At 47.9% G+C, this 21,050-nt stretch carries 22 protein-coding genes and 1 other RNA gene; 21 read left to right on the top strand and 2 right to left on the bottom strand.

Going from position 1 to position 21,050, the window contains the following annotated elements; translation table 11 throughout:
• Positions 1–30 precede the first annotated feature (30 nt).
• The 15 genes from ybeY to rnpB all read left to right on the top strand — a co-directional run bounded on the left by ybeY (position 31) and on the right by rnpB (position 13,061).
• Complete coding sequence (gene ybeY, locus GUA98_RS17045) at positions 31–528, top strand: rRNA maturation RNase YbeY (RefSeq protein WP_095289891.1); 498 nt, start codon at positions 31–33, stop codon at positions 526–528.
• On the top strand, positions 528–896 hold the full coding sequence (locus GUA98_RS17040; protein WP_193723857.1) for a diacylglycerol kinase family protein: 369 nt from the start codon (positions 528–530) through the stop codon (positions 894–896). Before ybeY ends, GUA98_RS17040 begins: the two co-directional genes overlap by 1 nt.
• 58 nt (positions 897–954) lie before the next feature.
• Entirely contained in the window at positions 955–1,368 is a 414-nt protein-coding gene (locus GUA98_RS17035; protein WP_193723856.1) for a cytidine deaminase, read from the top strand.
• Between the two features lie 34 nt (positions 1,369–1,402).
• Positions 1,403–2,305, top strand: coding sequence for a GTPase Era (gene era, locus GUA98_RS17030; RefSeq protein WP_193723855.1), 903 nt, complete (start codon positions 1,403–1,405; stop codon positions 2,303–2,305).
• A 101-nt stretch (positions 2,306–2,406) separates the two neighbouring features.
• Positions 2,407–2,547, top strand: a complete 141-nt coding sequence (locus tag GUA98_RS17025; RefSeq protein WP_095359491.1) for a YqzL family protein — start codon at positions 2,407–2,409, stop codon at positions 2,545–2,547.
• Between the two features lie 33 nt (positions 2,548–2,580).
• Positions 2,581–3,333: a DNA repair protein RecO gene (recO, locus tag GUA98_RS17020; RefSeq protein WP_095359490.1), complete on the top strand. Its 753-nt coding sequence runs from the start codon at positions 2,581–2,583 to the stop codon at positions 3,331–3,333.
• Positions 3,334–3,479: 146 nt separating this feature from the next.
• Positions 3,480–3,620 carry a hypothetical protein gene (locus GUA98_RS17015; protein ID WP_153979453.1) on the top strand — a complete coding sequence of 47 codons (141 nt, stop codon included), beginning with the start codon at positions 3,480–3,482 and terminating at the stop codon, positions 3,618–3,620.
• Between the two features lie 222 nt (positions 3,621–3,842).
• Positions 3,843–4,730: a glycine--tRNA ligase subunit alpha gene (gene glyQ, locus GUA98_RS17010; protein ID WP_095289904.1), complete on the top strand. Its 888-nt coding sequence runs from the start codon at positions 3,843–3,845 to the stop codon at positions 4,728–4,730.
• The gene (gene glyS / locus GUA98_RS17005) at positions 4,723–6,801 is read left to right on the top strand and encodes a glycine--tRNA ligase subunit beta (RefSeq protein WP_193723854.1); all 2,079 of its coding nucleotides are present in this window, start codon (positions 4,723–4,725) and stop codon (positions 6,799–6,801) included. The genes glyQ and glyS overlap by 8 nt, the downstream gene beginning before the upstream one ends.
• A 218-nt stretch (positions 6,802–7,019) precedes the next feature.
• Positions 7,020–7,487: a YaiI/YqxD family protein gene (locus tag GUA98_RS17000; RefSeq protein WP_415753037.1), complete on the top strand. Its 468-nt coding sequence runs from the start codon at positions 7,020–7,022 to the stop codon at positions 7,485–7,487.
• A gap of 48 nt (positions 7,488–7,535) precedes the next feature.
• Positions 7,536–9,356, top strand: a complete 1,821-nt coding sequence (gene dnaG / locus GUA98_RS16995; RefSeq protein WP_095289907.1) for a DNA primase — start codon at positions 7,536–7,538, stop codon at positions 9,354–9,356.
• A 43-nt stretch (positions 9,357–9,399) separates the two neighbouring features.
• A complete protein-coding gene (gene rpoD / locus GUA98_RS16990) occupies positions 9,400–10,539 on the top strand; it encodes an RNA polymerase sigma factor RpoD (RefSeq protein ID WP_193723852.1) in 1,140 nt (379 codons plus the stop codon).
• A 183-nt stretch (positions 10,540–10,722) separates the two neighbouring features.
• Positions 10,723–11,481, top strand: a complete 759-nt coding sequence (locus GUA98_RS16985) for a tRNA (adenine(22)-N(1))-methyltransferase (RefSeq protein ID WP_193723851.1) — start codon at positions 10,723–10,725, stop codon at positions 11,479–11,481.
• Positions 11,457–12,572: a Nif3-like dinuclear metal center hexameric protein gene (locus GUA98_RS16980; protein ID WP_193723850.1), complete on the top strand. Its 1,116-nt coding sequence runs from the start codon at positions 11,457–11,459 to the stop codon at positions 12,570–12,572. Before GUA98_RS16985 ends, GUA98_RS16980 begins: the two co-directional genes overlap by 25 nt.
• An 80-nt stretch (positions 12,573–12,652) precedes the next feature.
• An RNA gene (rnpB, locus tag GUA98_RS16975) (RNase P RNA component class A) lies at positions 12,653–13,061 on the top strand.
• 170 nt (positions 13,062–13,231) lie between these two features.
• On the opposite strand, the gene GUA98_RS16970 is transcribed toward rnpB, so the two are convergent.
• On the bottom strand, positions 13,232–14,461 hold the full coding sequence (locus tag GUA98_RS16970; protein WP_193723849.1) for a PLP-dependent aminotransferase family protein: 1,230 nt from the start codon (positions 14,459–14,461) through the stop codon (positions 13,232–13,234).
• A gap of 109 nt (positions 14,462–14,570) precedes the next feature.
• On the opposite strand from GUA98_RS16970, the gene GUA98_RS16965 reads away from it, so the two are divergent.
• A complete protein-coding gene (locus GUA98_RS16965; RefSeq protein WP_153979447.1) occupies positions 14,571–16,091 on the top strand; it encodes a PLP-dependent aminotransferase family protein in 1,521 nt (506 codons plus the stop codon).
• An 85-nt stretch (positions 16,092–16,176) separates the two neighbouring features.
• Positions 16,177–16,434 (top strand): hypothetical protein, encoded by a 258-nt coding sequence (locus GUA98_RS16960; protein WP_127537761.1) that lies wholly within the window; start codon positions 16,177–16,179, stop codon positions 16,432–16,434.
• Between the two features lie 115 nt (positions 16,435–16,549).
• Here the strand turns inward: GUA98_RS16960 and GUA98_RS16955 are convergent, their stop codons facing one another.
• On the bottom strand, positions 16,550–18,430 hold the full coding sequence (locus GUA98_RS16955) for a S8 family peptidase (RefSeq protein WP_193723848.1): 1,881 nt from the start codon (positions 18,428–18,430) through the stop codon (positions 16,550–16,552).
• Between the two features lie 287 nt (positions 18,431–18,717).
• On the opposite strand from GUA98_RS16955, the gene GUA98_RS16950 reads away from it, so the two are divergent.
• The 4 genes from GUA98_RS16950 (at position 18,718) to GUA98_RS16935 (ending at position 21,045) form a co-directional block, all read left to right on the top strand.
• Entirely contained in the window at positions 18,718–19,224 is a 507-nt protein-coding gene (locus tag GUA98_RS16950) for a YpuI family protein (protein WP_193723847.1), read from the top strand.
• Between the two features lie 168 nt (positions 19,225–19,392).
• Positions 19,393–19,611, top strand: coding sequence for a DUF1540 domain-containing protein (locus GUA98_RS16945; protein ID WP_095289916.1), 219 nt, complete (start codon positions 19,393–19,395; stop codon positions 19,609–19,611).
• 98 nt (positions 19,612–19,709) lie between these two features.
• Positions 19,710–20,063, top strand: a complete 354-nt coding sequence (locus GUA98_RS16940) for a hypothetical protein (protein ID WP_153980794.1) — start codon at positions 19,710–19,712, stop codon at positions 20,061–20,063.
• A 226-nt stretch (positions 20,064–20,289) separates the two neighbouring features.
• Positions 20,290–21,045: a lytic transglycosylase domain-containing protein gene (locus tag GUA98_RS16935; RefSeq protein WP_193723846.1), complete on the top strand. Its 756-nt coding sequence runs from the start codon at positions 20,290–20,292 to the stop codon at positions 21,043–21,045.
• The last annotated feature ends 5 nt before the right edge of the window (positions 21,046–21,050 follow it).

The following is a 21,050-nucleotide window of genomic DNA, read 5'->3' as shown; positions in this document are numbered from 1 at the left end:
CTAATATGAGCAGACAGGAGTTATGAAAGAATGAGTCTTAACCTGGCATGGAATAATGATCAACAGGATAAAGAAATTACAGAACAGATGATTGCAATGCTGGAGCAATTGCTGAACCTGGCAGGAGAAGCTGAAGGCGTGGCAGATGGAGAAGTTGCTCTCACTTTTGTGGATGATGCCCAGATTCATGAGCTGAACCGCGATTACCGCGGAATCGATCGTCCGACAGATGTGCTGTCATTTGCCATGAATGAAACTATGGACGAGGAACTGGACATCATCTACGAACTGGATGAGGATGAAGAGATGGAGGAGATGCCAGATGTTCTCGGTGACATCATTATCTCCGTTCCTCGTACGATCCTGCAAAGTGAAGAATACGGGCATTCATTTGAACGTGAGCTTGGTTTCCTGTTTGTGCACGGTTTCCTGCACCTGCTCGGATATGATCATCAGGACGAAGCAAGCGAAGCCGAAATGATGGGCAAACAGGAAGCTGTACTCGCCCAGGCCGGGTTGACACGATAATGAAAAGGCGCTCCTGGAGTCTGGTGTTCCGCAATGCGGCAGAAGGAATCGTATACGGTTTTCGGACACAGCGAAATGTAAGGGTTCATTCGGGAGTAGCCGTCATCATGTGTTCGGCTGGATTTATTTTCGGGATTTCGAGGACAGACTGGATGTTTGTGCTGACAGCCATCTTTTTGGTGCTGGTAACCGAATTAATGAACACGGCCGTAGAGGCAGCGGTAGATCTGGCACATCCGCATATTCATCCGCTTGCAAAAGCGGCGAAAGACACCGCGGCTGGCGCAGTTTTGCTGGCTGCGGTGTTCGCCGTAGTCATCGGAGGTATGGTGTTCTTCAAACCGGTTTTACATTGCTTTGGTTTTTGATAAGCCTGCTATAACAAGAAGTTTATTTTATTGATAACCTGAGGGAGAGATTTGGATTATGGATAATCAACAGCTCATGCAAGAAGCCATTAAGGCACGTGCAAAAGCATACACACCTTATTCCCATTTTGGTGTAGGAGCAGCTCTGCTGGATAGTGAAGGCAATGTGCATCATGGATGCAATATTGAGAATGCTGCCTATACACCAAGCAACTGCGCGGAGCGAACAGCACTTTTCAGTGCGATCGCAGGGGGGGAGCAGCCTCGTAGTTTCAAGGCTATTGCCGTTGTAGGTGATACGGAAGGTCCAATCGCGCCATGTGGCGTGTGTCGCCAGGTTATGGTTGAGCTGTGTGAGCCGGACATGAAAGTCATTATGGGCAATTTGAAAGGTGACCTGCAGGAAACGACGGTTGCCGAGCTGCTGCCTTGGGCTTTTGGTCCGTCTGATTTGGATTTTGCCAAAAAATAAACTATTCCAGGCCTAGGCGCCTGAGGAGGAACATATGAAAAGAAAAGCATTTAAATCGGGTTTTGTAGCTATTGTTGGGCGTCCTAACGTTGGTAAATCGACTTTGATGAACCAGGTTATTGGCCAAAAAATAGCCATTATGTCGGACAAGCCGCAAACCACCCGTAATAAAATACATGGCGTTTACACATCCGAAGACAAGCAAGTTGTCTTTTTGGACACACCGGGTATTCACAAACGGCAATCCAAGCTGGGTGACTATATGAACCAGACTGCCTTGAATACGCTCGGGGAAGTGGAAGCAGCTTTGTTCCTCATTGACGCTTCCGAAGGAATGGGCGGTGGTGACCGTTACATCGCAGAACAACTGAAAAACGTACGAACTCCTGTCATTTTGGTGATGAACAAAATTGATAAAATCGAACCGGAAGCTCTGCTTCCGCTTATTGAGGAGTATCGCAAGCTGCATGATTTCGCAGAAATCGTACCGGTCTCTGCCAAGCTCGGCAGCAATGTAAATACACTGCTCGAACAGATCGGCAAGTATTTGCCGGAAGGACCGCAATATTACCCGGAAGATCAGGTTACGGACCACCCGGAACAGTTCGTTTGTGCGGAGCTGATCCGGGAGAAGATTCTGCAAATGACCCGAGAAGAGGTTCCTCATTCCATTGCTGTAACCATCGAGGATATGAAGGTTCAGGACAACGGGGTAGTGTACATTTCGGCCGTTATTTTTGTAGAGCGTGACTCTCAAAAAGGGATCATTATCGGCAAACAGGGGGCCCTCTTAAAAGAAGTGGGCAAACGTGCACGTCAGGATATTCAAAACCTGCTCGGTTCGAAAATCTTTATGGATCTGTGGGTTAAGGTGAAAAAGGATTGGAGAAATCAGGATCGCGTTCTACGTGATCTCGGCTTCCACCGTGACGTTTAATCCAACGGGTATCCATTAATTGCAACACATAGTTTACCTTGCAAGACTCCATCCTAACTGGTAGATGCAGACGTCATTTCCGAAGAGAGGATGAAATTCTGATGCGAGATTTTTCGTGGAAGGTTTTTGCAATGACGGGGGATGTGGAGTCCTATTTGTTGTATACCGAGGCTTGTGCGCCAACAGGACAGGAGTCCGATACTGCAGGGGAAGTGATAGAAGATGAAGAAGCCGAAGGTTAATTGGCTGATTCGGGAATGGTTAGGTGACGAGGCATGCTATACAGGGTGGAAGGGATTGTCATCCGCAGCATGGACTACGGCGAGGGAAACAAAATTATTACGCTTTGCACCGAAAGTGGTGGAAAAGTAGGAGTGCTCGTCCGTGGTGCCAAAAAGCCCAAAAGCCGACATGCTGCGCTGGTGCAGCCGTTTACGTACGGTCAATACGTATATTTCCGTAATACGGGCCTGGGAACACTGAATGCGGGCGAAATTATGGAGTCATATCATGAGCTGCGGGAAGATTTGGTTAAAGCAGCTTATGCATCCTATGCATGTGAACTGCTGGATAGGGTTCTGCAGGATGAGGAAACAGGTGCTTTCTGGTTCAAGCAGCTTAAGGCTTGTCTTCAGGCGTTAAAGGAAGAGAAGGACCCTAGCGTCATAACCAGTCTCTATGAGATGAAAATATTACAATCGGCGGGCTATGGCCCGTCGCTTGATGAATGCATTTCATGCGGCCAGGAACGGCCGGATGAACAGTTGTTTGTAAGTCCTAGGCTAGGTGGTGTACTTTGCAGAGCCTGTAAACATTTTGATCCACCCGCATTGTCCGTAAGTCCCAAAGCTCTAAGGTTACTGCGGTTATTTGCGCAGCTGGATCTGCAGCGACTGGGCAACATATCTGTCAGTGAGGCCACTAGAGATGAAATGAAGAAGATCATGAGAGCTTTCATGGATCACCAGCTGGGTCTGAATTTGAAATCCCGTTCATTTCTCGATCAGATGGAGAAATACGGGATTTAAGATGTGTTTTCTGGGAATGACAAGATTCACTTGACTTTGCACTCTTTTTCATTTAATATTGACTATAATTTCTCTTTTTGGAGACATGCATTGAACGAGAGAGTAGGAGACCTGATTTATTATTCTCGTAGGTAGGCCTGATGGTCTTGACTACGATAATTGAGCGAGCCTGGGATGGTGCAAGCCGGGATGAATGGGTCTGTGAAATGGCACTCGGGAGCATGAATGGACACGGAAAAGTGGGCTTGCGTGAACAGGTTATCCTGTTTTGTACACAAGCCAAGTAGGGTGGAACCGCGGGAGTAGCTCTCGTCCCTACGTCTGGACAACAGGCGTAGGGCGAGGGTTTTTTTGATTGTGGAATTATTTTCCGTCAAAGCTGGTGGATAGATTCCGGGAATCTCTCGCAAAACGCGGTTTGTCCGTTCTAAGCCTGGCTTCGATCGAAGCTTGTGCAAATCGGAAGTTTTCTCAGCTTGTCAATAAACTTATTGAAAAGGAGCATGATTATGAATTTTCAGCAGATGATTCTCACGCTGCAACAATTCTGGGCCGAGCACAACTGTATTATTGTCCAGCCATATGATACGGAAAAAGGGGCAGGTACCATGAACCCGATGACCTTTTTGCGTTCACTTGGACCAGAACCTTGGAAAGTAGCTTATGTTGAGCCTTCCCGTCGTCCTTCCGACGGACGTTATGGAGAAAACCCGAACCGTCTGTATCAGCACCATCAATTCCAAGTCATTATCAAGCCTTCCCCAGACAATATTCAGGAAATTTACCTGGAAAGTCTCAAACGTTTGGGCATTGATCCGCTTAAACATGATATTCGTTTTGTTGAAGACAACTGGGAGAATCCTTCTCTGGGCTGCGCAGGTCTCGGCTGGGAAGTCTGGCTCGATGGTATGGAAATCACACAGTTTACATACTTCCAGCAAGTCGGTGGAATTGAGACGAACCCGGTAGCTGTTGAAATTACGTATGGTATGGAGCGCCTTGCTTCTTACATTCAGGAAAAAGAAAATGTGTTTGATCTGGAATGGGTAGAGGGAATCACCTATGGTGATGTATTCCTGCAGCCTGAGTTTGAACACTCCAAATATACGTTTGAAGTATCCGATGTGAAGATGCTGTTTACCCTCTTCAACATGCATGAAGAAGAAGCGAATAAGGCTATGGCACAGAACCTGGTATTTCCAGCATATGACTATGTGCTGAAATGTTCCCATACGTTTAACCTGCTGGATGCTCGTGGAGCAATCAGTGTTACAGAACGTACCGGTTACATTACGCGTGTCCGGAATCTGGCACGCCAAGTGGCTGCAACATATGTGGAAGAGCGCGAGAAGCTTGGCTTCCCGCTGATCAAGAAAGGGGGAGCTGAGCATGTCTAAGGATCTATTGTTTGAAATTGGTCTGGAAGAAGTACCTGCACGTTTCTTGCGCGCGGCGATAGAACAGCTGCAGGATCGCATTGTGAAATGGCTGGATGCATCCCGCATAACACATGGTGAGGTAAACGCTTATGCTACACCACGTCGCTTGGCTGTCATGATTCAAAATGTTGCCGAGAAGCAAGAGGATGTAGAAGAAGAAGTGAAAGGCCCTTCCCGTAAAATTGCACTTGACGAGAGCGGCAACTGGAGCAAAGCAGCACTCGGATTTGCACGCAGTCAAGGTGTTGATCCGGATCAGTTTACGTTTAAGGAACTCGGCGGAGTCGAGTATATCTATGCAACCAAGAGCAGCAAAGGTGTAGAGACTTCATCTGTAATCGGTGAAGGATTGCTGTCGATTCTGCACGCCATGACATTCCCTAAATTCATGCGCTGGGCTTCATATGATTTTAAATTTGTCCGCCCGATTCGCTGGATTGTCGCTCTGCTGGGTAGTGAGGTTATTGATATTGAAGTTGCAGGTGTGAAATCCGGGAATGTAACTCGGGGACATCGGTTCCTGGGTAAGGAGACCGTGATTACAAACCCTGCTTCATACGTCGAATTGCTGCGTTCCGAACATGTTATTGCAGATATCAAGGAACGGGAGCAAATGATTGTTTCCCAGATTCAGGCACTGGCTGCTGAGAAAAATTGGGATATTGCCATTAAGGAAGATTTGCTGGAGGAAGTACTGTTTTTGGTGGAAACGCCAACGGTATTGTTCGGAACATTTGATCCTTCATTCCTCAATATCCCTCAGGAAGTATTGATTACTTCGATGCGTGAGCATCAGCGTTACTTCCCTGTACTGGATAGTGCAGGACAATTGCTGCCTTACTTTGTAACCGTTCGTAACGGAGGCAGTGATTCACTTGATGTCATCGCCAAAGGTAACGAAAAAGTACTGCGTGCCCGTCTGTCCGACGCCAAGTTCTTCTACGAAGAAGACCAGAAGCTCGAGATTAAGGACGCATTGTCCAAACTGGAGAGCATTGTCTTTCAGGAGGAGCTGGGTACCGTTGGTGACAAGGTGCGCCGTATTCGCAAAATTGCGGACGGACTCGCATCCAAGCTGCAGGTTTCTGCTGACGTTGCCGAATCGGTGAGCCGCTCTGCAGATATCTGCAAGTTCGACCTGGTTACGCTGATGGTTGGTGAGTTCCCTGAATTGCAAGGAGTTATGGGTGAGGATTACGCTCGCAAGGCAGGCGAGAAGGAAGAAGTGGCCAAAGCGGTATTTGAACACTATCAGCCGCGCTTTGCCGGAGACCAATCTCCTGCTTCACTCGTAGGTGCGATTGTAAGTGCTGCAGATAAAATGGATACCATCGTGGGCTGTTTCTCCATCAATATCATCCCGACAGGATCCCAGGATCCATATGCACTTCGTCGTCAGGCCGCGGGTATTGTACAAATCTTGCTGGATCATCAGCTTCCACTGACGCTCTCCGATGTGTTCGGGGTTGCGCTTCAGGTACACGCTCAGATGAACCTTTTGAAACGTGCAGATGAAGAGGTTCGTAAAGATTTGCAGGACTTCTTCGGTCTTCGTGTGAAAAAACTGTTGTCCGAGACTGTTCGTTATGATGTTGTTGATGCCGTGATCTCTGCCGGATTCGATGATATTAGTGCCATTGTTCCAAAAGGCGAGGCTTTGATGGCCGCTGTTCAAACCGGTGATGCATTCAAAACAACAGTGGAATCTTTCAACCGGGTGGGTAATCTGGCTGCCAAAGCGTCGAATGCTTCTGTTCATCCTGAACTGTTTACCGAAGAAGGTGAGAAGCAGCTGCATGAAGCTTGGAACAGAACCAATGAGGAATATCGCAAAGCTTTGTCTCAGCACGATGCAGCGGAAGCGCTGGCGATTGCATCCGCTTGGAAGGAAGCCATAACAGCATTCTTCGATTCCGTAATGGTTATGGCCGAAGATGAAGCAGTCCGTGCTAATCGCTTGGCTCTGCTCGCAGCTATCGATCGTGACTTGAAAGGATTTGCCGATTTCTCCAAATTGGTGTTAGTATAATATCCCGGCACGGACGGGTTAGAGCATACGCTTCAAATTCAGTATTAAAGAAGGATATATGAGGGTATAAATATACGGAACGGGTTGTGAAATTTTATTTTTAACAGCCGTTCCGTATTTTAGCCTTTGATTTACCTTGACTGGTCAGAAGGAATTTCGCTGGCGGAAGTCGTATATAACAATATGCAGCTATTTTATGAAGCCGGGTGATCCTGAGGTTGAGTGAGTTGAATGTACGCCAGATTGTTGTGGACGGAGATGCTTGTCCGGTGAAAGCCGAGATTGCAGAAACGGCCCGCCGTTTTGATATCCCCGTATTGTTAGTATCTTCCTTTGATCATTTGCTTCAGGGAGGAGAAGGGGTGCGTACCGTGCAGGTGGACCGCAGTGATCAGAGTGCGGATCTGTACATCGCCAATCATATCAAGCCCTGTGATATCGTCATTACACAGGATTATGGACTGGCAGCACTCGCGCTTGGCAAACATTGTTATGTTTTATCATTTCGTGGTCGCGAATTTAATGATCGTGACATTGATTTTATGCTCGATTCCCGGCATACTGCTGCCAAAGCACGGAAAAGAGGGCATTATGGGAAGGGTCCAAAGCCTTTCACAGAGCAGGATCGGGAAATTTTTCAACATAAACTGACAAAACTTTTGAAAGATTTGCAGGAGAATGTGTAAGTTTAGCGAATTATATTTACGTGCTGAAAGAGATGAAGGTGGCCAGAGATGAGTACCGGACAAGGCGGTATACCCGAAAGCATTATTGAATCGGTGTTACAGCAGCATGATATTGTCGATACGGTGAGCCGATTTGTGCATCTGACCAAGCAGGGGAAGTACATGAAAGGCCTCTGCCCTTTTCATTCCGAGAAGACGCCTTCGTTTACAGTTACACCAGAGAAACAAATTTTCTACTGCTACGGTTGCGGCACGGGTGGAAATGCCATCAAATTCAGGATGGAAATCGAAGGGTTATCCTTTCCCGAGGCTGTCAAGACGATGGCGGAAGAAAGTCACATCTCCATGGGGGACTGGCAAGGGCGTGAATCCGCTCATGTAAATCCGGAGACCGAACGTCTGCTGGAGGCGTATGAGCTAACTGCAAAGCTGTATCATTTCTTATTGAAAAATACAGAGCATGGAAAAGCAGCCATGGAGTATTTACGCTCGCGGGGCTTTAGCGACAAGCTGATTGACCAGTTCCAGATTGGTTATGCGCCGAATCGTTGGGACACGTTGGTGCAATTTCTGGAGAAACGCAACTTTCCTCTTGAAGAGATGGAAAAGGGCGGTCTTCTGTCGCAGCGGAGTGAAGGTCAGGGCTATGTGGACCGCTTCCGAGACAGGGTAATGTTCCCGATTAATGGCAGAAGCGGCAAACCGATTGCATTTGCAGGCCGCATTTTGGGAGACGGGCAGCCGAAGTACCTAAATTCACCGGAAACCCGGTTATTCAACAAAAGCCGAGTTCTCTACAATCTGCATCAGGCCAAAAATGCAATTCGCAAACAAAGACAAGCTATTTTGTTTGAAGGTTACGGTGACGTGATCTCCGCCTGGGATCAAGAGATCCAGAACGGAGTAGCGGCCATGGGTACAGCGCTGACCGAGAATCAGGCGCTTATGCTCAAGGGCATGTGCGACGAGGTCATTATCTGTTATGACGGTGACCGAGCAGGGCAGGCCGCTGCACTTAAGAACTTCCCCATTCTGGAAGAGGCTGGGCTGCAGGTTAAGGTGGCTCTTATACCCGAAGGACTTGATCCGGATGATTTTATTCGGAAGTACGGTGGTGAACGGTTTCGCAACCAGATTGTAGACGGTGCTGTGACCACAACAAAATTTAAGCTTATAAACCTTAAAAAAAACCATATACTGCTAGAAGGCGGCGGTCTGATCGCCTATTCCAAGGAAGCGGTAAAGCTAATCGCGCCATTATCTTCCCCTACGGAACGCGAAGTGTATTTGCGTGAACTGGCTGCTGAAGTGGATGTGTCATTTGAGACACTGAAGCAGGAGTGTAATGAAGAGCGCCAGTCCATGAAAAATAACGAGCAGTATGGGGATAATAACCCGAAAAGGTGGAATAATGGTAGGCAACAAAATAGGCAGGTGCCTACACCCAATCTGTTGCCGGCTTACCATGCTGCTGAGCGCAAATTGCTTGCTTGGATGCTTCAGGATGACGAGGCTGCACAGTATGTGAATGAGCATCTTGGTGAAGCTTTTAACTTGGATGATCATGCAGCTATTGCTGCTTATCTATATGCCTATTATGCGCAAGGCAAATCGCCGGATACAAGCCGTTTTATGTCCTCATTGCATGATGATCGATTGGAGAAAACCGTCAGCTCGATCTCAATGATGGATGGCCCGGGTGAATGGAACGTTCAGATACTCGATGATTGTATCAGGGAAGTGCTGAAATATCCGCGCAAAAAAGAGTACGATCTAAAAAAGGAAGAAATGATTGCTGCAGAGCGTGCAGGTGATTTTGTACGCGCGGCACAAATCGCAATTGAAATGATTGCCCTAGAGAGACAGTAAATGTCCGTGTGTTGGATGTTTCTAGGGAGGAGGGAGTCGAGTTATGGCGAATGATCAGCATACTGAACTAGAAACAGAATTGACGCTGGATCAGGTTAAGGATCAACTGATTGAATCAGGCAAAAAAAGAGCTTCATTGAACTACAAGGAAATTATTGAGAAACTCTCCCCGTTTGAGCAGGATGCTGAGCAAATGGATGAGTTCTACGAACAATTAAGTGACCTGGGTATCGACGTGGTAAACGAGAATGATGAAGAGGTTACGCTTCGCCCTAATGATGACTCAGATAACAACAACAGAGAGGGAGACGATGAGTTCCACTTTGATGATGATCTGAGCTTGCCTCCAGGCATCAAAATCAATGACCCTGTCCGGATGTATCTGAAGGAAATTGGTCGTGTACCTTTGTTGTCTGCGGATGATGAAGTGGAACTGGCCAAACGGATTGAAAACGGGGATGAAGAAGCGAAGCGCCGACTGGCTGAAGCCAACCTTCGGCTCGTTGTCAGTATCGCCAAGCGATATGTGGGACGCGGCATGCTGTTCCTTGACCTGATTCAGGAAGGAAACATGGGTCTGATCAAGGCCGTAGAGAAGTTTGACCACAAAAAAGGGTATAAGTTCAGTACGTATGCGACTTGGTGGATTCGTCAAGCCATCACACGTGCGATAGCCGATCAGGCGCGTACCATTCGTATTCCGGTGCACATGGTCGAAACGATAAATAAACTGATCCGGGTATCCCGTCAGTTGTTGCAAGAACTTGGACGCGAACCAACGCCAGAAGAAATTGCAGCTGAAATGGATCTGAGCGTGGAGAAAGTGCGCGAGATCACGAAGATTGCACAGGAACCGGTTTCCCTCGAAACACCGATTGGTGAAGAGGATGATTCCCATCTGGGCGATTTTATCGAGGATCAGGAAGCTCTGGCTCCAGCAGATGCTGCTGCCTATGAATTACTGAAAGAACAGCTTGAAGACGTACTGGATACGTTGACAGAGCGTGAAGAGAATGTACTTCGCCTTCGTTTTGGTCTGGACGACGGACGGACGAGAACGCTGGAAGAAGTGGGCAAGGTCTTCGGAGTTACGCGTGAGCGTATTCGTCAGATCGAAGCCAAGGCTCTTCGTAAACTGCGCCACCCAAGCCGCAGCAAACGGCTTAAGGATTTCCTCGAATAACCGAACCACGGGAGACTTTTCGCAAGCCGCTTAGGCGGCGGCGAGGTCTCCTTTATTTTTAAATCGAATGTCTTAATTGGTTGGTTTTGGTAATTAATCCTTGAAATGTTTGATTGGATTTCATTTTATCGCTTTTCGTTGTCCAATGCAAATCAATAAATTAAATGAATGTGCAGGTGCTTCATGAAACTTTCGAATCGATTACAACAAATACATGATCAAATTCCCGAGGGCAGCCGTCTAGCCGATATAGGCTCTGATCATGCCTTGCTGCCGGTAGCTGCCGTTCGCAGTGGGAAGGCTGCAAGTGCTGTGGCCGGAGAAGTTAACCCGGGACCCTACGAGGCCGCGCGCAAACAGGTAAGTGATGCAGGGCTGCAGGAGAAAATTACCGTTCGTCGTGGAGACGGGCTGGAAGTCGTCTCTGCAGGCGAGGTAGATGTCATTACAATTGCAGGAATGGGTGGAGCGTTAATTGCTTCCATACTGGACGGCGGCCTTTCCAAACTGGAAGAGGTGAAGATGCTTATTCTTCAACCTAATGTGGGTGAGGATATCCTCAGACGCTGGCTGCTGGATCATCAATGGGTGGTTGTGGCAGAACGATTGCTTGAGGAAGATGGCAAGATCTATGAGATTATTACAGCCATGCCGCAGGCCACCAGTCCAATTGCGAATGAGGAAGTGTACCTCGCTCGCCCGCTTGAAGGTGGAGTCGTTCTGACGCAAGATCTATTGCTGCGTATGGGTCCATATCTGGTGGACAGACCCACAGACGTATTCTTTGCAAAATGGGAAAGTGAGATCGTTAAGCTGAAGAGTGTTGTGCAGTCCATCTCGAAATCGGACCAGGACTCTTCGCGTGAAAAGGCAGCCGAGGTGGAACGTCTGATTGCAAACCTGAAGGAGGTACTCGAATGTTTGCCAAAGGTCAAACTGTAATTCAATTGATGGAGCAGCTGGCTCCCAAACATCTGGCTGTGCCCGATGACCGGATCGGACTGCAGCTGGGCAGTCTGCAAAAAGAGATAAATCACGTTCTTATTGCTCTTGATGTGACTGATGCAGTTGTAGAGGAAGCTATTCGAATCGGTGCCAATCTCATTATTGCACACCATGCTATTATTTTCCGGCCGGTAAAATCATTCAATACGGATACACCGATGGGCAAATTGTATGAGAAGCTGATCAAGCATGATATTGCCGTATATATCAGTCACACGAATCTGGATGTGGCCGAAGGCGGCATGAATGATTGGATGGCTGAAGCGATTGGAATTGAAAGCAAAGAGTCGCTGGAAGATGTACATACAGACCATCTGTACAAGCTGGCTGTATTCGTCCCGCGCACGCATCATGAACAGGTGCTTCAGGCCATTCTGGAAGCTGGAGCCGGAAGTATTGGCCAATACAGCAAATGCAGCTTCAATACCGAAGGAACAGGAACCTTTGTACCAGGAGAGGGAACACAGCCTTTTATCGGTACACAGGGCCAGCTGGAGCGAGTGGAAGAGATGCGTATTGAGACCATTGTACCGCAGAGCCTGCGGAGCAAAGTGGTACAGGCCATGCTGAAGGCTCACCCCTATGAAGAAGTGGCCTATGACCTGTATGCCATGGATTTAAAAGGCCGTACACTCGGTCTGGGGCGTCTGGGACCCCTTAAGGAAGCAAAGACACTGGGTGAACTGGTGGAGGTCGTGAAGGCCCAATTAAACGTGCCATACGTTCGTGTCGTAGGGGATCTGAACCGGCAGATCAAAAAAGCGGCAGTCCTTGGCGGTTCGGGAAGCCGTTATACGCTGACAGCTCGTTTCAAAGGGGCCGATGTCATCGTAACGGGAGATATTGATTATCATACTGCTCATGATGCGCTGATGGCTGGCATGTGCATCATAGATGCGGGGCATAATGCCGAGAAGATCATGAAGTCCAAAACAGCGGACTGGCTGCGTTTGCGATTGACAGACAAGCGTTATGAGACCCAAGTGACGGCTTCGGAGGTCAATACGGAAGTATTCCAGTTTATGTAGTTAAGTGGGATCATCCGTTTCCAGTAATATTAAGCTTGTTTGTAAACTCAAATGCCTGTATACTATGTAATGTTGTTCGGAAAGCTTGACAGACAATCGCTGGTGGCCTTGTTGCCACGAGAGGAAAGTCCGGGCTCCACAGGGCAGGATGCTGGATAACGTCCAGTCAGCGCGAGTTGAAGGATAGTGCCACAGAAATGGACCGCCGATGGCCGGATTTTCCGGTACAGGCAAGGATGGAACCGAGGTGTAAGAGACCCCGAGGAACGCTGGTGACTTCGTTCCTGGTAAACCCCATCTGGAGCAAGACCTAATGGGACACAGCCGACTCTTCGGAGGAGGCAGCCTTAGCCCGAGGTGTGTCTAGGTTGGTCGCTTGAGCTGTGCAGCAATGTATGGCCTAGATAGATGATTGTCGCTTGTGGTGGGAGGGTAGTTCCCGTTTGAACCACGAAGAGCACAGAACCCGGCTTACGGTAAGCTTTCCAAACTGCAACAACATGTATTGAATGATTTACTTACCTTTAATTGTACTTCTCTTAAATTAAAACAAACATCAATAAGGCGACAGAACCCGATATCCTCGGATCTGCCGCCTTATTTTTTTACGTATTAAGTTCTGACTGGATACTAGTCATAGTACAGTTAATGACAGTTTATTACAGTGTAACCGCCGTATCGGATTGTACAGCAGCATGCCAGCGCTGAATAGCTCGGTCCATACGCTCAACGGCTTCAGGAAGCTGCTCAGGGTCTGTATGCGTGAAGTTGATACGCATCCGGTTCAGCTCAGGAGTTCCGGCATAGAAGGAATCACCAGGTACAATACACACTTTTTCCTGAATACCGTAAGTAAACAAATTGCTGGCTGCCATCGCTTCAGGCAGTTCGAGCCACAGGAACATGCCGCCTTGCGGAGAATTCCAAGAGATTCCTTCCCAAGCCTTCTTTTTCATAAGGGAAGTCATGGTATTCATTCGTTTGGCGTAGTCCTTGGAAATGCTGCGAATATGTCCATCAAGATCAAACGTTTCGAGTAAGGCATGAAGAGCTCGCTGGTCGATGCTGCTGGAATGCAGATCGGCTCCCTGTTTCGCTCGTGCAGCGATCTTAACAATATCTGCAGAAGCAAGAATCCAACCGGTACGAAGTCCTGGAGCTACGGTTTTGGAGAATGTGCTCGTATAGATGACGTTGGATGGTCCATCGTAAGACGCTGCATCCAGTTCGACAAGCGAAGGTGCATCCAGCTGTTCCGGATTGAAACGGATTTCGCCATATGGATCGTCTTCCAGAATGAGCACTCCGTATTTGCGACATAGGTCAACGGCCTGCTGTCTTCTGGTGCGGCTCCATACTTTGCCTGAAGGATTGGAGAACGTTGGATTAATGTACACCAGTTTCGGCTGATGCTGTTTTAACTGTTCTTCAAGGGATTCAGGGAGCATGCCTTCTTCATCGCAGGCTACCCCATGGGATTCAGCCTGGTAGGAATGGATAACTTGAAGAGCAGCCAGGTAGGTTGGTGATTCTACCAGTACGCGGTCACCTGGATCAAGCAGGATACGGCAGACCAGATCTATGGATTGCTGTGATCCTGTAGTCAGGAGCATATGATCGGGGGAAGCGGGAATGCCCTTGGATTCCAGACGCTCGGCAATTTTGGCGCGCAGCGGTCTGTAGCCTTCCGTTTCTGCATATTGAAGGGCAGCTGCACCGCTCATAAACACCTGTTGATAGGCGTCACGTATAGCTTCAACCGGGAATGATGATTGTGCTGGCAAACCTCCGGCAAGGGATATCATTCCAGGCGCCTGTGCAGCCTGAAGCATGTCGCGAACGACAGAGGACGGGGTGTTTAAAGCCATTTTGGACCAAGGGATACTCATCGTGTTCTCATCTCCTGTTATTCACTGTTATACTGATATTATAAACTATAATAGCCGGAATGCGATATAACAGTAAAATGTGGATGATAACAGTTGGGGGAGCGGGCAGATGCACATTGAATTGAAACGGGGAAGCAGTACCAAATTGTATATTCAGATCGCGCTTACACTCGCAGATCGGATCCGTTCAGGTTTGATTGAGCCTGGAACACGTCTGCCGTCTGTACGTAAAATGACCGCGGACCTGGGAGTAAGTCTCGTTACCGTGTCTAAGGCATATGCCGAACTGGAGGCCATTCAACTGATAACCTGCTCACAGGGGAAAGGATGCTATGTACGAGGGGCCCAGGAGATAGAGCAAACGGAGGGGATGGATAAAAACCAGCAAGCCGAGCGAAATCACGATAATAATACGCCGTGGAACTGGCAGATGGCACTTGTGGATTATTTGCCGCGTGCGCAGCTTTGGCGGCATTTTGATGCTTCTCCTCAGGTGCAGTATGAATTGCATATGTCAGCCATCCAGCCCGAGCTGCTGCCAACGACTGAAATTATTAATAGTGCCTACCGGCTGTCCTCCGACCACCCTGAACGCATGGCAGCGTACGGCTCTTTTCAGGGGGACCGGGAACTTCGCCAGACCTTTGCAGGACATTTTGCCGAAAGGGGTCTGCAAGTCGCCCCAGAGCGAATGCTAATCACAAGTGGGACACAGCAGGGAATCGACTTGGTTGCCCGTACCTTCGTTGGGCCTGGAGATGTGGTCTACATGGAGGCTCCTACATACACGGGTGCAATTGATGTATTTACGAGCAGAGGAGCCAAAATCATTACCGTGCCAATGGACGGTGAAGGCATGCGTATTGATCTGTTGACACGTCTGTGCGATACGTACCCGCCAAAGTTGATTTATACCATCCCTACATACCACAATCCAACAGGTGTAACGATGAGCGCCAGAAGACGGGCACAACTATTGAATCTGGCCCAGAGCTATCACTGTCTCATTTTGGAGGATGATCCATTCGCCGATCTGTATTTCCGCGATTCTCCTCCTGCGTCCATTAAATCGATGGATACTACAGGCCATGTCGTTTATATCAAAAGCTTCAGCAAGGTGCTGTCTCCCGGTTGCCGCGTAGCCTGTGCCATCGCTGAAGGGAGTGTGCTGACCCGTTTGGTCGCAGCCAAATCCACGGCAGATCTGGGCAGTCCTTTACTTACACAAAAGGCACTTCAATCCTTCATTCAGCATCAGTATAGCTCCTATATTGTTCGATTACGAAAAGAGCTGTACGCCAGACTACAGGCAGCATCCGATGTTCTGGAGGAATACCGTGTACCTGGTATGTACTGGGTCCTGCCTGAAGGTGGGTTAAACCTGTGGCTTCAGCTGCCAGATGGTCTGGATATGCGGGAGCTGCACCGTCAGTCTCTGGCTGCAGGCGTTTCTTTTCTGCCGGGATCTGCTTGTTATGTAGGTGAGACGGATACGGCAAGTCTGCGAATTTGCTTTACGGTTACGAATGTGAAGGGGTTGTGTGAAGGGCTTCGTGTGTTGTGCGGTGTTATTCAGAGGGTGATGCCTAAGCAGGGGGGAACAGCAGCGGACAGGCTCCCGCTCATATAATTTTTTGGAACAAGGACATACATCCAATCCACTTTCGTCCTGATGCAATACGTTATAGTATCACTTGAAAGGGAGTTGGTTTTAAATGAACCATTACTGTCCACCGCTTTGCCCGATTGTATGTGACCCGATCCAGGTTGTTGAGGATTACTACGTTCCGCAGATCGTACCTGTTATCCACCCGATTGAAGTCATCAAAAAAACGCACTGTGTGCCAGTTCATCACCATTTGTATCCTGTCGTTGTCAAAGAAGAAGATCCTTGCTATGTATCCAGCTATAACAGCAAGAAAAAATCCGTGAAAAAATCCGGCAAAGCCCGCACATCGTCCCGCAAACGCTAGTCGCAGCGGGTGCCCCGGGGAAATAGAGAACAGCTCAAAAAGCAGCATACGCCCCGGGGCGCAGCTGCTTTTATTTTTGTACACGAAGCAAGTTGGGATATCAATCCACAAAAGGCTACTTCGTATATTTTTTCATCGTGTTATCCATCTGCTGCCTTACATGCTGAGGCCAGAACTGCAAGGGTGCACTGTTGCTTGAAGCGGACTGAAGCGCCTTGTAGACATCGACCTGACCATAACCATAATACTTGTCGTGACCGGGGTCACCAAGGTCGATGACACTCTGACGCATCAGGTCCATGACTTCCGTATTGGTCAGATCCGGATTCAACGAACGAATTAACCCAGCAAGTGCAGCGACATGGGGACTGGCCATTGACGTACCGGATAATGCGGCATATTGATTATTTGGATAGGTGCTTGCGATGCTGGTGCCAGGCGCCATTACATCCACATAATCACCGTAGTTGGAATACGAAGCCTTATTCATGTCTGGATCGGTAGCCGAAACGGCGAACACCTCGGGATAAGCGGCAGGATATCCAGGCCGTTCAGTGTTATCATTCCCGGTTGCAGCAATCAGGACAATATCGCGATCGAAGGCATACTTGATGGCATCATGGAGAAATTGGGCATCTGCATAATTGCCCAGACTCATGTTGATGACCTTGGCCCCATGGTCCGCAGCCCAAATGATGCCTTCAGCCACAGCATACGTGGTTCCTGAACCCGAATTGTCCAGTACCTTCACGGGAAGAACCTTGTTATACCAACTCATCCCTGCCACGCCTTCGCTATTATTGACAATAGCGCCAATGATTCCGGCTACATGTGTACCATGGCCCACATCGTCAAGCGGCTTGCTCTTCGGATCAACGACGTTATAACCCTCCAGCAGCTTGCCCTTCAGGTCCGGATGATTCAGGTCCACTCCGGTATCCACTACGGCAACAATAACATCTTCTTTCCCTTTTGTAATATTCCACCCCCGATTGGTTTCAATGGCGGGGAGATTCCACTGGTAATCCGTGAACAAAATATCGTTGGGAATCGTTACATCCGTATCGGTTTGTTCAGGTGCGGCTTCATTGGTTAAATACATGTAGTGGGGTTCCATATACAGCGGATTCCATTTACGTTCAAAATAGGAATGCAGCTGCTCGTAGTTCATGTGTTCTGAACGAAAAACATAAGTGTATCCCAGCTTACGCGCAGATTGGGTACGCAAATCGGATTTGATGATCCGCATATCCCGTTCACCCGGCTCCTGTCGGAAACGAATAACGATTTCATTTTCATAAAAATGGCTGGCATTGGCATTATCATGACCTGTTTTTACCGTGACTTCGTTAAGGGTATCCGGGTGTACGGATTCGATTTTGAATTTGCCCTCACGCGGGTAAGGAATCATGCGCAGATTTTTGCGCTGATGTTGTTCCACCGCATTCAAGACACTTTGGCTAAAGAGTGCAACAACCGCTTTGTTCCCATCCTTGGAGGGCAGGCCCATGACGAAATATTTTTCTTTGCCTAGAGGAAATGAGGAAGATTCGAAGCTTTGGCGTTTCATGACCGCTTTTTTCGCAAGGTTAAGGGAGTGCTCGAGTTTTTGCTGCTCGACTTTGCTTCCTTTACCGGATTCTTTCGCAAAATGTTTATGGACTGTGCCTTTGCTATCCAGCACATCAATGGAACGAATATGATCATGTGTACGCTGTAAATCCTGAACATATCGACCGAACTCGGCTTCATTCATAGTGCCGCTCTTCTCGAGCATTAAGCTGAGATGCTGCTTGGCATCCATACGTGTCAACAAATCTGTCGCTTTTACATCCTGGACTTTTAAACGCTGTTTGTTTGCATGTTCCTTATGAGGTGCATCAGGCATGGCACTCGGCTCAGGTGCAGGACGGTTGGATGTCGGAAGCAGCAGGGTCAGTGCAAGCGCTCCTGCACCGGCGGCAATGGCCCAGTTTATCCATTTAGGTCTGGACATGGGGAATATAACCTCCTCTTGTATTTTGGACAGCAGTTATGAGTTTCCTGTATTCATCGTTGTCCTTGGCATAGTTCTATCGTTAGGAAAAGCGGTTATTTTTATGCAGGTGAAAACGGAGCAGACTTCGCTTAATGGGTAAGGATCGTGGCGGTTATGTAAAGGATGATTAAGGGATACCGCTCGTCATCTTTTTATGGTAGGATAGTAGCTGAGAATCCAAGGTCAGGGGACAACCACCGTGGCCGACCTATATGTAAGGACTTATTTAAGGGGGAGCTACCTTTATGTCAGCAGCCAATGTACAGAAAACTTGTGAGTCAACTAGGGAAAAGTTAAAACCTGCTATCGATCGGATCGAACAATTTTTGAATGAAAATGCCTTGCCTGAACTGGATCAGAACCAGACTGAGGAATCGACAACCTTCTACAAAGGATTTCTTTCGGATCTCCGTCATCTGCTTGTTTTTTCTGAAGTTTCTTACGAAAAACTTGGCGTTGTGCTGCGTCGTGCCAATTTTGATGTCGATTTTGCCGAAAAGGCTCTCTATAATACGTATCATCAATGCGTAAACAGCTTTTTCTATCCCAAAAATGAATGTTATTCCGAAGATGGAAGATATGCGTACACAGGTCAGGATGCCATTCGCTTCCGTGACAAGCCGGTTCGTGCAGTACGCGATGTTATTCTTGAAATTTCCAAAACGTATGAAGAGCTGCGCGATGATCTGGCCTTTTATGAAAGTGACTATTTGACCCAGCGCCGGATGCAGAATCAACGCAATCACGCATAGTTCAGCGTTTTAACAACCTATATAAAATGGACGAAACCGCCAGCAATGGCGGTTTTTTGGCGTTTTCGGACAAGAAAAGAGTGGCTGAATTCATGTCATCATCTGACATCTCGGCAGAGAATAGCCGTTTTACACTGGGGAGACAATAGATGTCGAGGTGATAAATAAATGAGCCAAGACAAGCCAATTGTCAAATGCAGTGTGTCCAACTGTCATTTCTGGGGAGAAAACAATTTCTGCCACGCCGATGCCATCATGATTGACATTGACCAACATGCTACTCGTCGCTTGCATGAAGAATTTGCTGGAGAAACGTTTGATTCGGATCATCAGGATCATGCGCGTACCTCTTCGGCAACATGCTGTCACACATTCAAACCCAAATGAGCAGTCATCCCTAATTATTATGGAGGTGCTTTGAAGTGAAGAATGATAATAAAGAGGATTATCCATTTCATCGTTCCAAAACGGCCAAACCTGCCAATGTGAAAAAGCGTGAACGTGTGGATTATCCACGACGTGAACATCGTGAGGAATATGGTGCAGAGGTGGCTCCGCCGGCTTCTGTACGTACAGAGCGCACTGAACCGGCTGCAGCAGTCCCGGAAAAGCATGAAGCTGATCGCGTTATGGAGTCAACCGGTAAAGTCTCCGGTTATATTGGGTTAGCTTGCGGGATTGCGTCCTTATTTATGTGGTCTATTGTACTTGGTCCGGCTGCAGCCGTACTTGGTTATTACGCTTATGTAAACGGGCGTAAAACGGCCGGAGCTTGGTCCATTGGACTGGGAGCACTCGCTACAATCAGTTATTTCTTCATGATTCCATTTGCCCGTTAAATTCAAGTTGACGAAATACGTGATTTAGCCAGCAATTTTGAACTGAATAGGGCATATCATAACCTTCTCCTTTCCCGTAAATACGGGATTTGGGTGAAGGTTTTTCGTATTTGCGCAAACCAAAGATTAAATGGGTTTATTTTTCTGAAAACCATGGCAGATTTTTGTAAAACGATGTAGAATATAGGCATAATATACGTTTATTTATACGGGAGTGGGAAAACAGATGCAGATTGATCCAAACGGGTCACGGCAGCTACTGGAACTTCAATTGTCCAATGTTGCCAATCAAACGAATGTGTCAGGTGAAACTGCGGGTTCATCATCAGACTTCGCCGATATGATGGACGGGCTGTTGAGTGCGAGTACAAACGCTTCAAACAGCAGCGATTCATCTTCTTCAAGTTCAATTGGCATCTCCAAAAGATCCAGTGACGGCTTGTTATGGTTACAACTGGGCAGTTTGTATAATACGGATTCAAGTACGATTTCTTCCAGCAGCAGTGAGAAGGTATCTTTGTCGACACATACCAATACTGTAAAAGCGGATACCAAGGGATCTGTGCCAACCGATTTTGAATCTTTGATTGCAGCGGCTAGTGCCAAGTATGGAGTACCTGAATCTCTGATCAAGGCTGTCATTGACACGGAATCCGGATTCAATCCGAACGTGGTATCATCCGCAGGCGCCAAAGGATTAATGCAATTAATGGATGGGACTGCAGCTGGTCTCGGTGTAACGAATGCCTTTGATCCTGCTCAGAGTATTGATGCCGGAACCAAATATCTCTCCCTTCAGCTTCAGCGTTTTGGTGGCGAGGTGAAGATGGCACTCGCCGCTTATAATGCTGGGCCAGGGCGCGTTTCTCGTTTGGGCGTGTCAAACGACAGTGAACTGATGAGTGTACTTAACCTTTTGCCTGCGGAGACACAGGCGTATATTTCCAAAGTGGAAAAAGCACAGTCAAAATATACGGTATAGCGTCA

The sequence above is a fragment of the Paenibacillus sp. P13VS genome (genome assembly GCF_015143645.1).
Classification (GTDB): domain Bacteria; phylum Bacillota; class Bacilli; order Paenibacillales; family Paenibacillaceae; genus Paenibacillus; species Paenibacillus xylanilyticus_A.
Note: the sequence above shows the minus strand (reverse complement) of the source record. Positions and strands in the feature narration are given on the sequence as shown.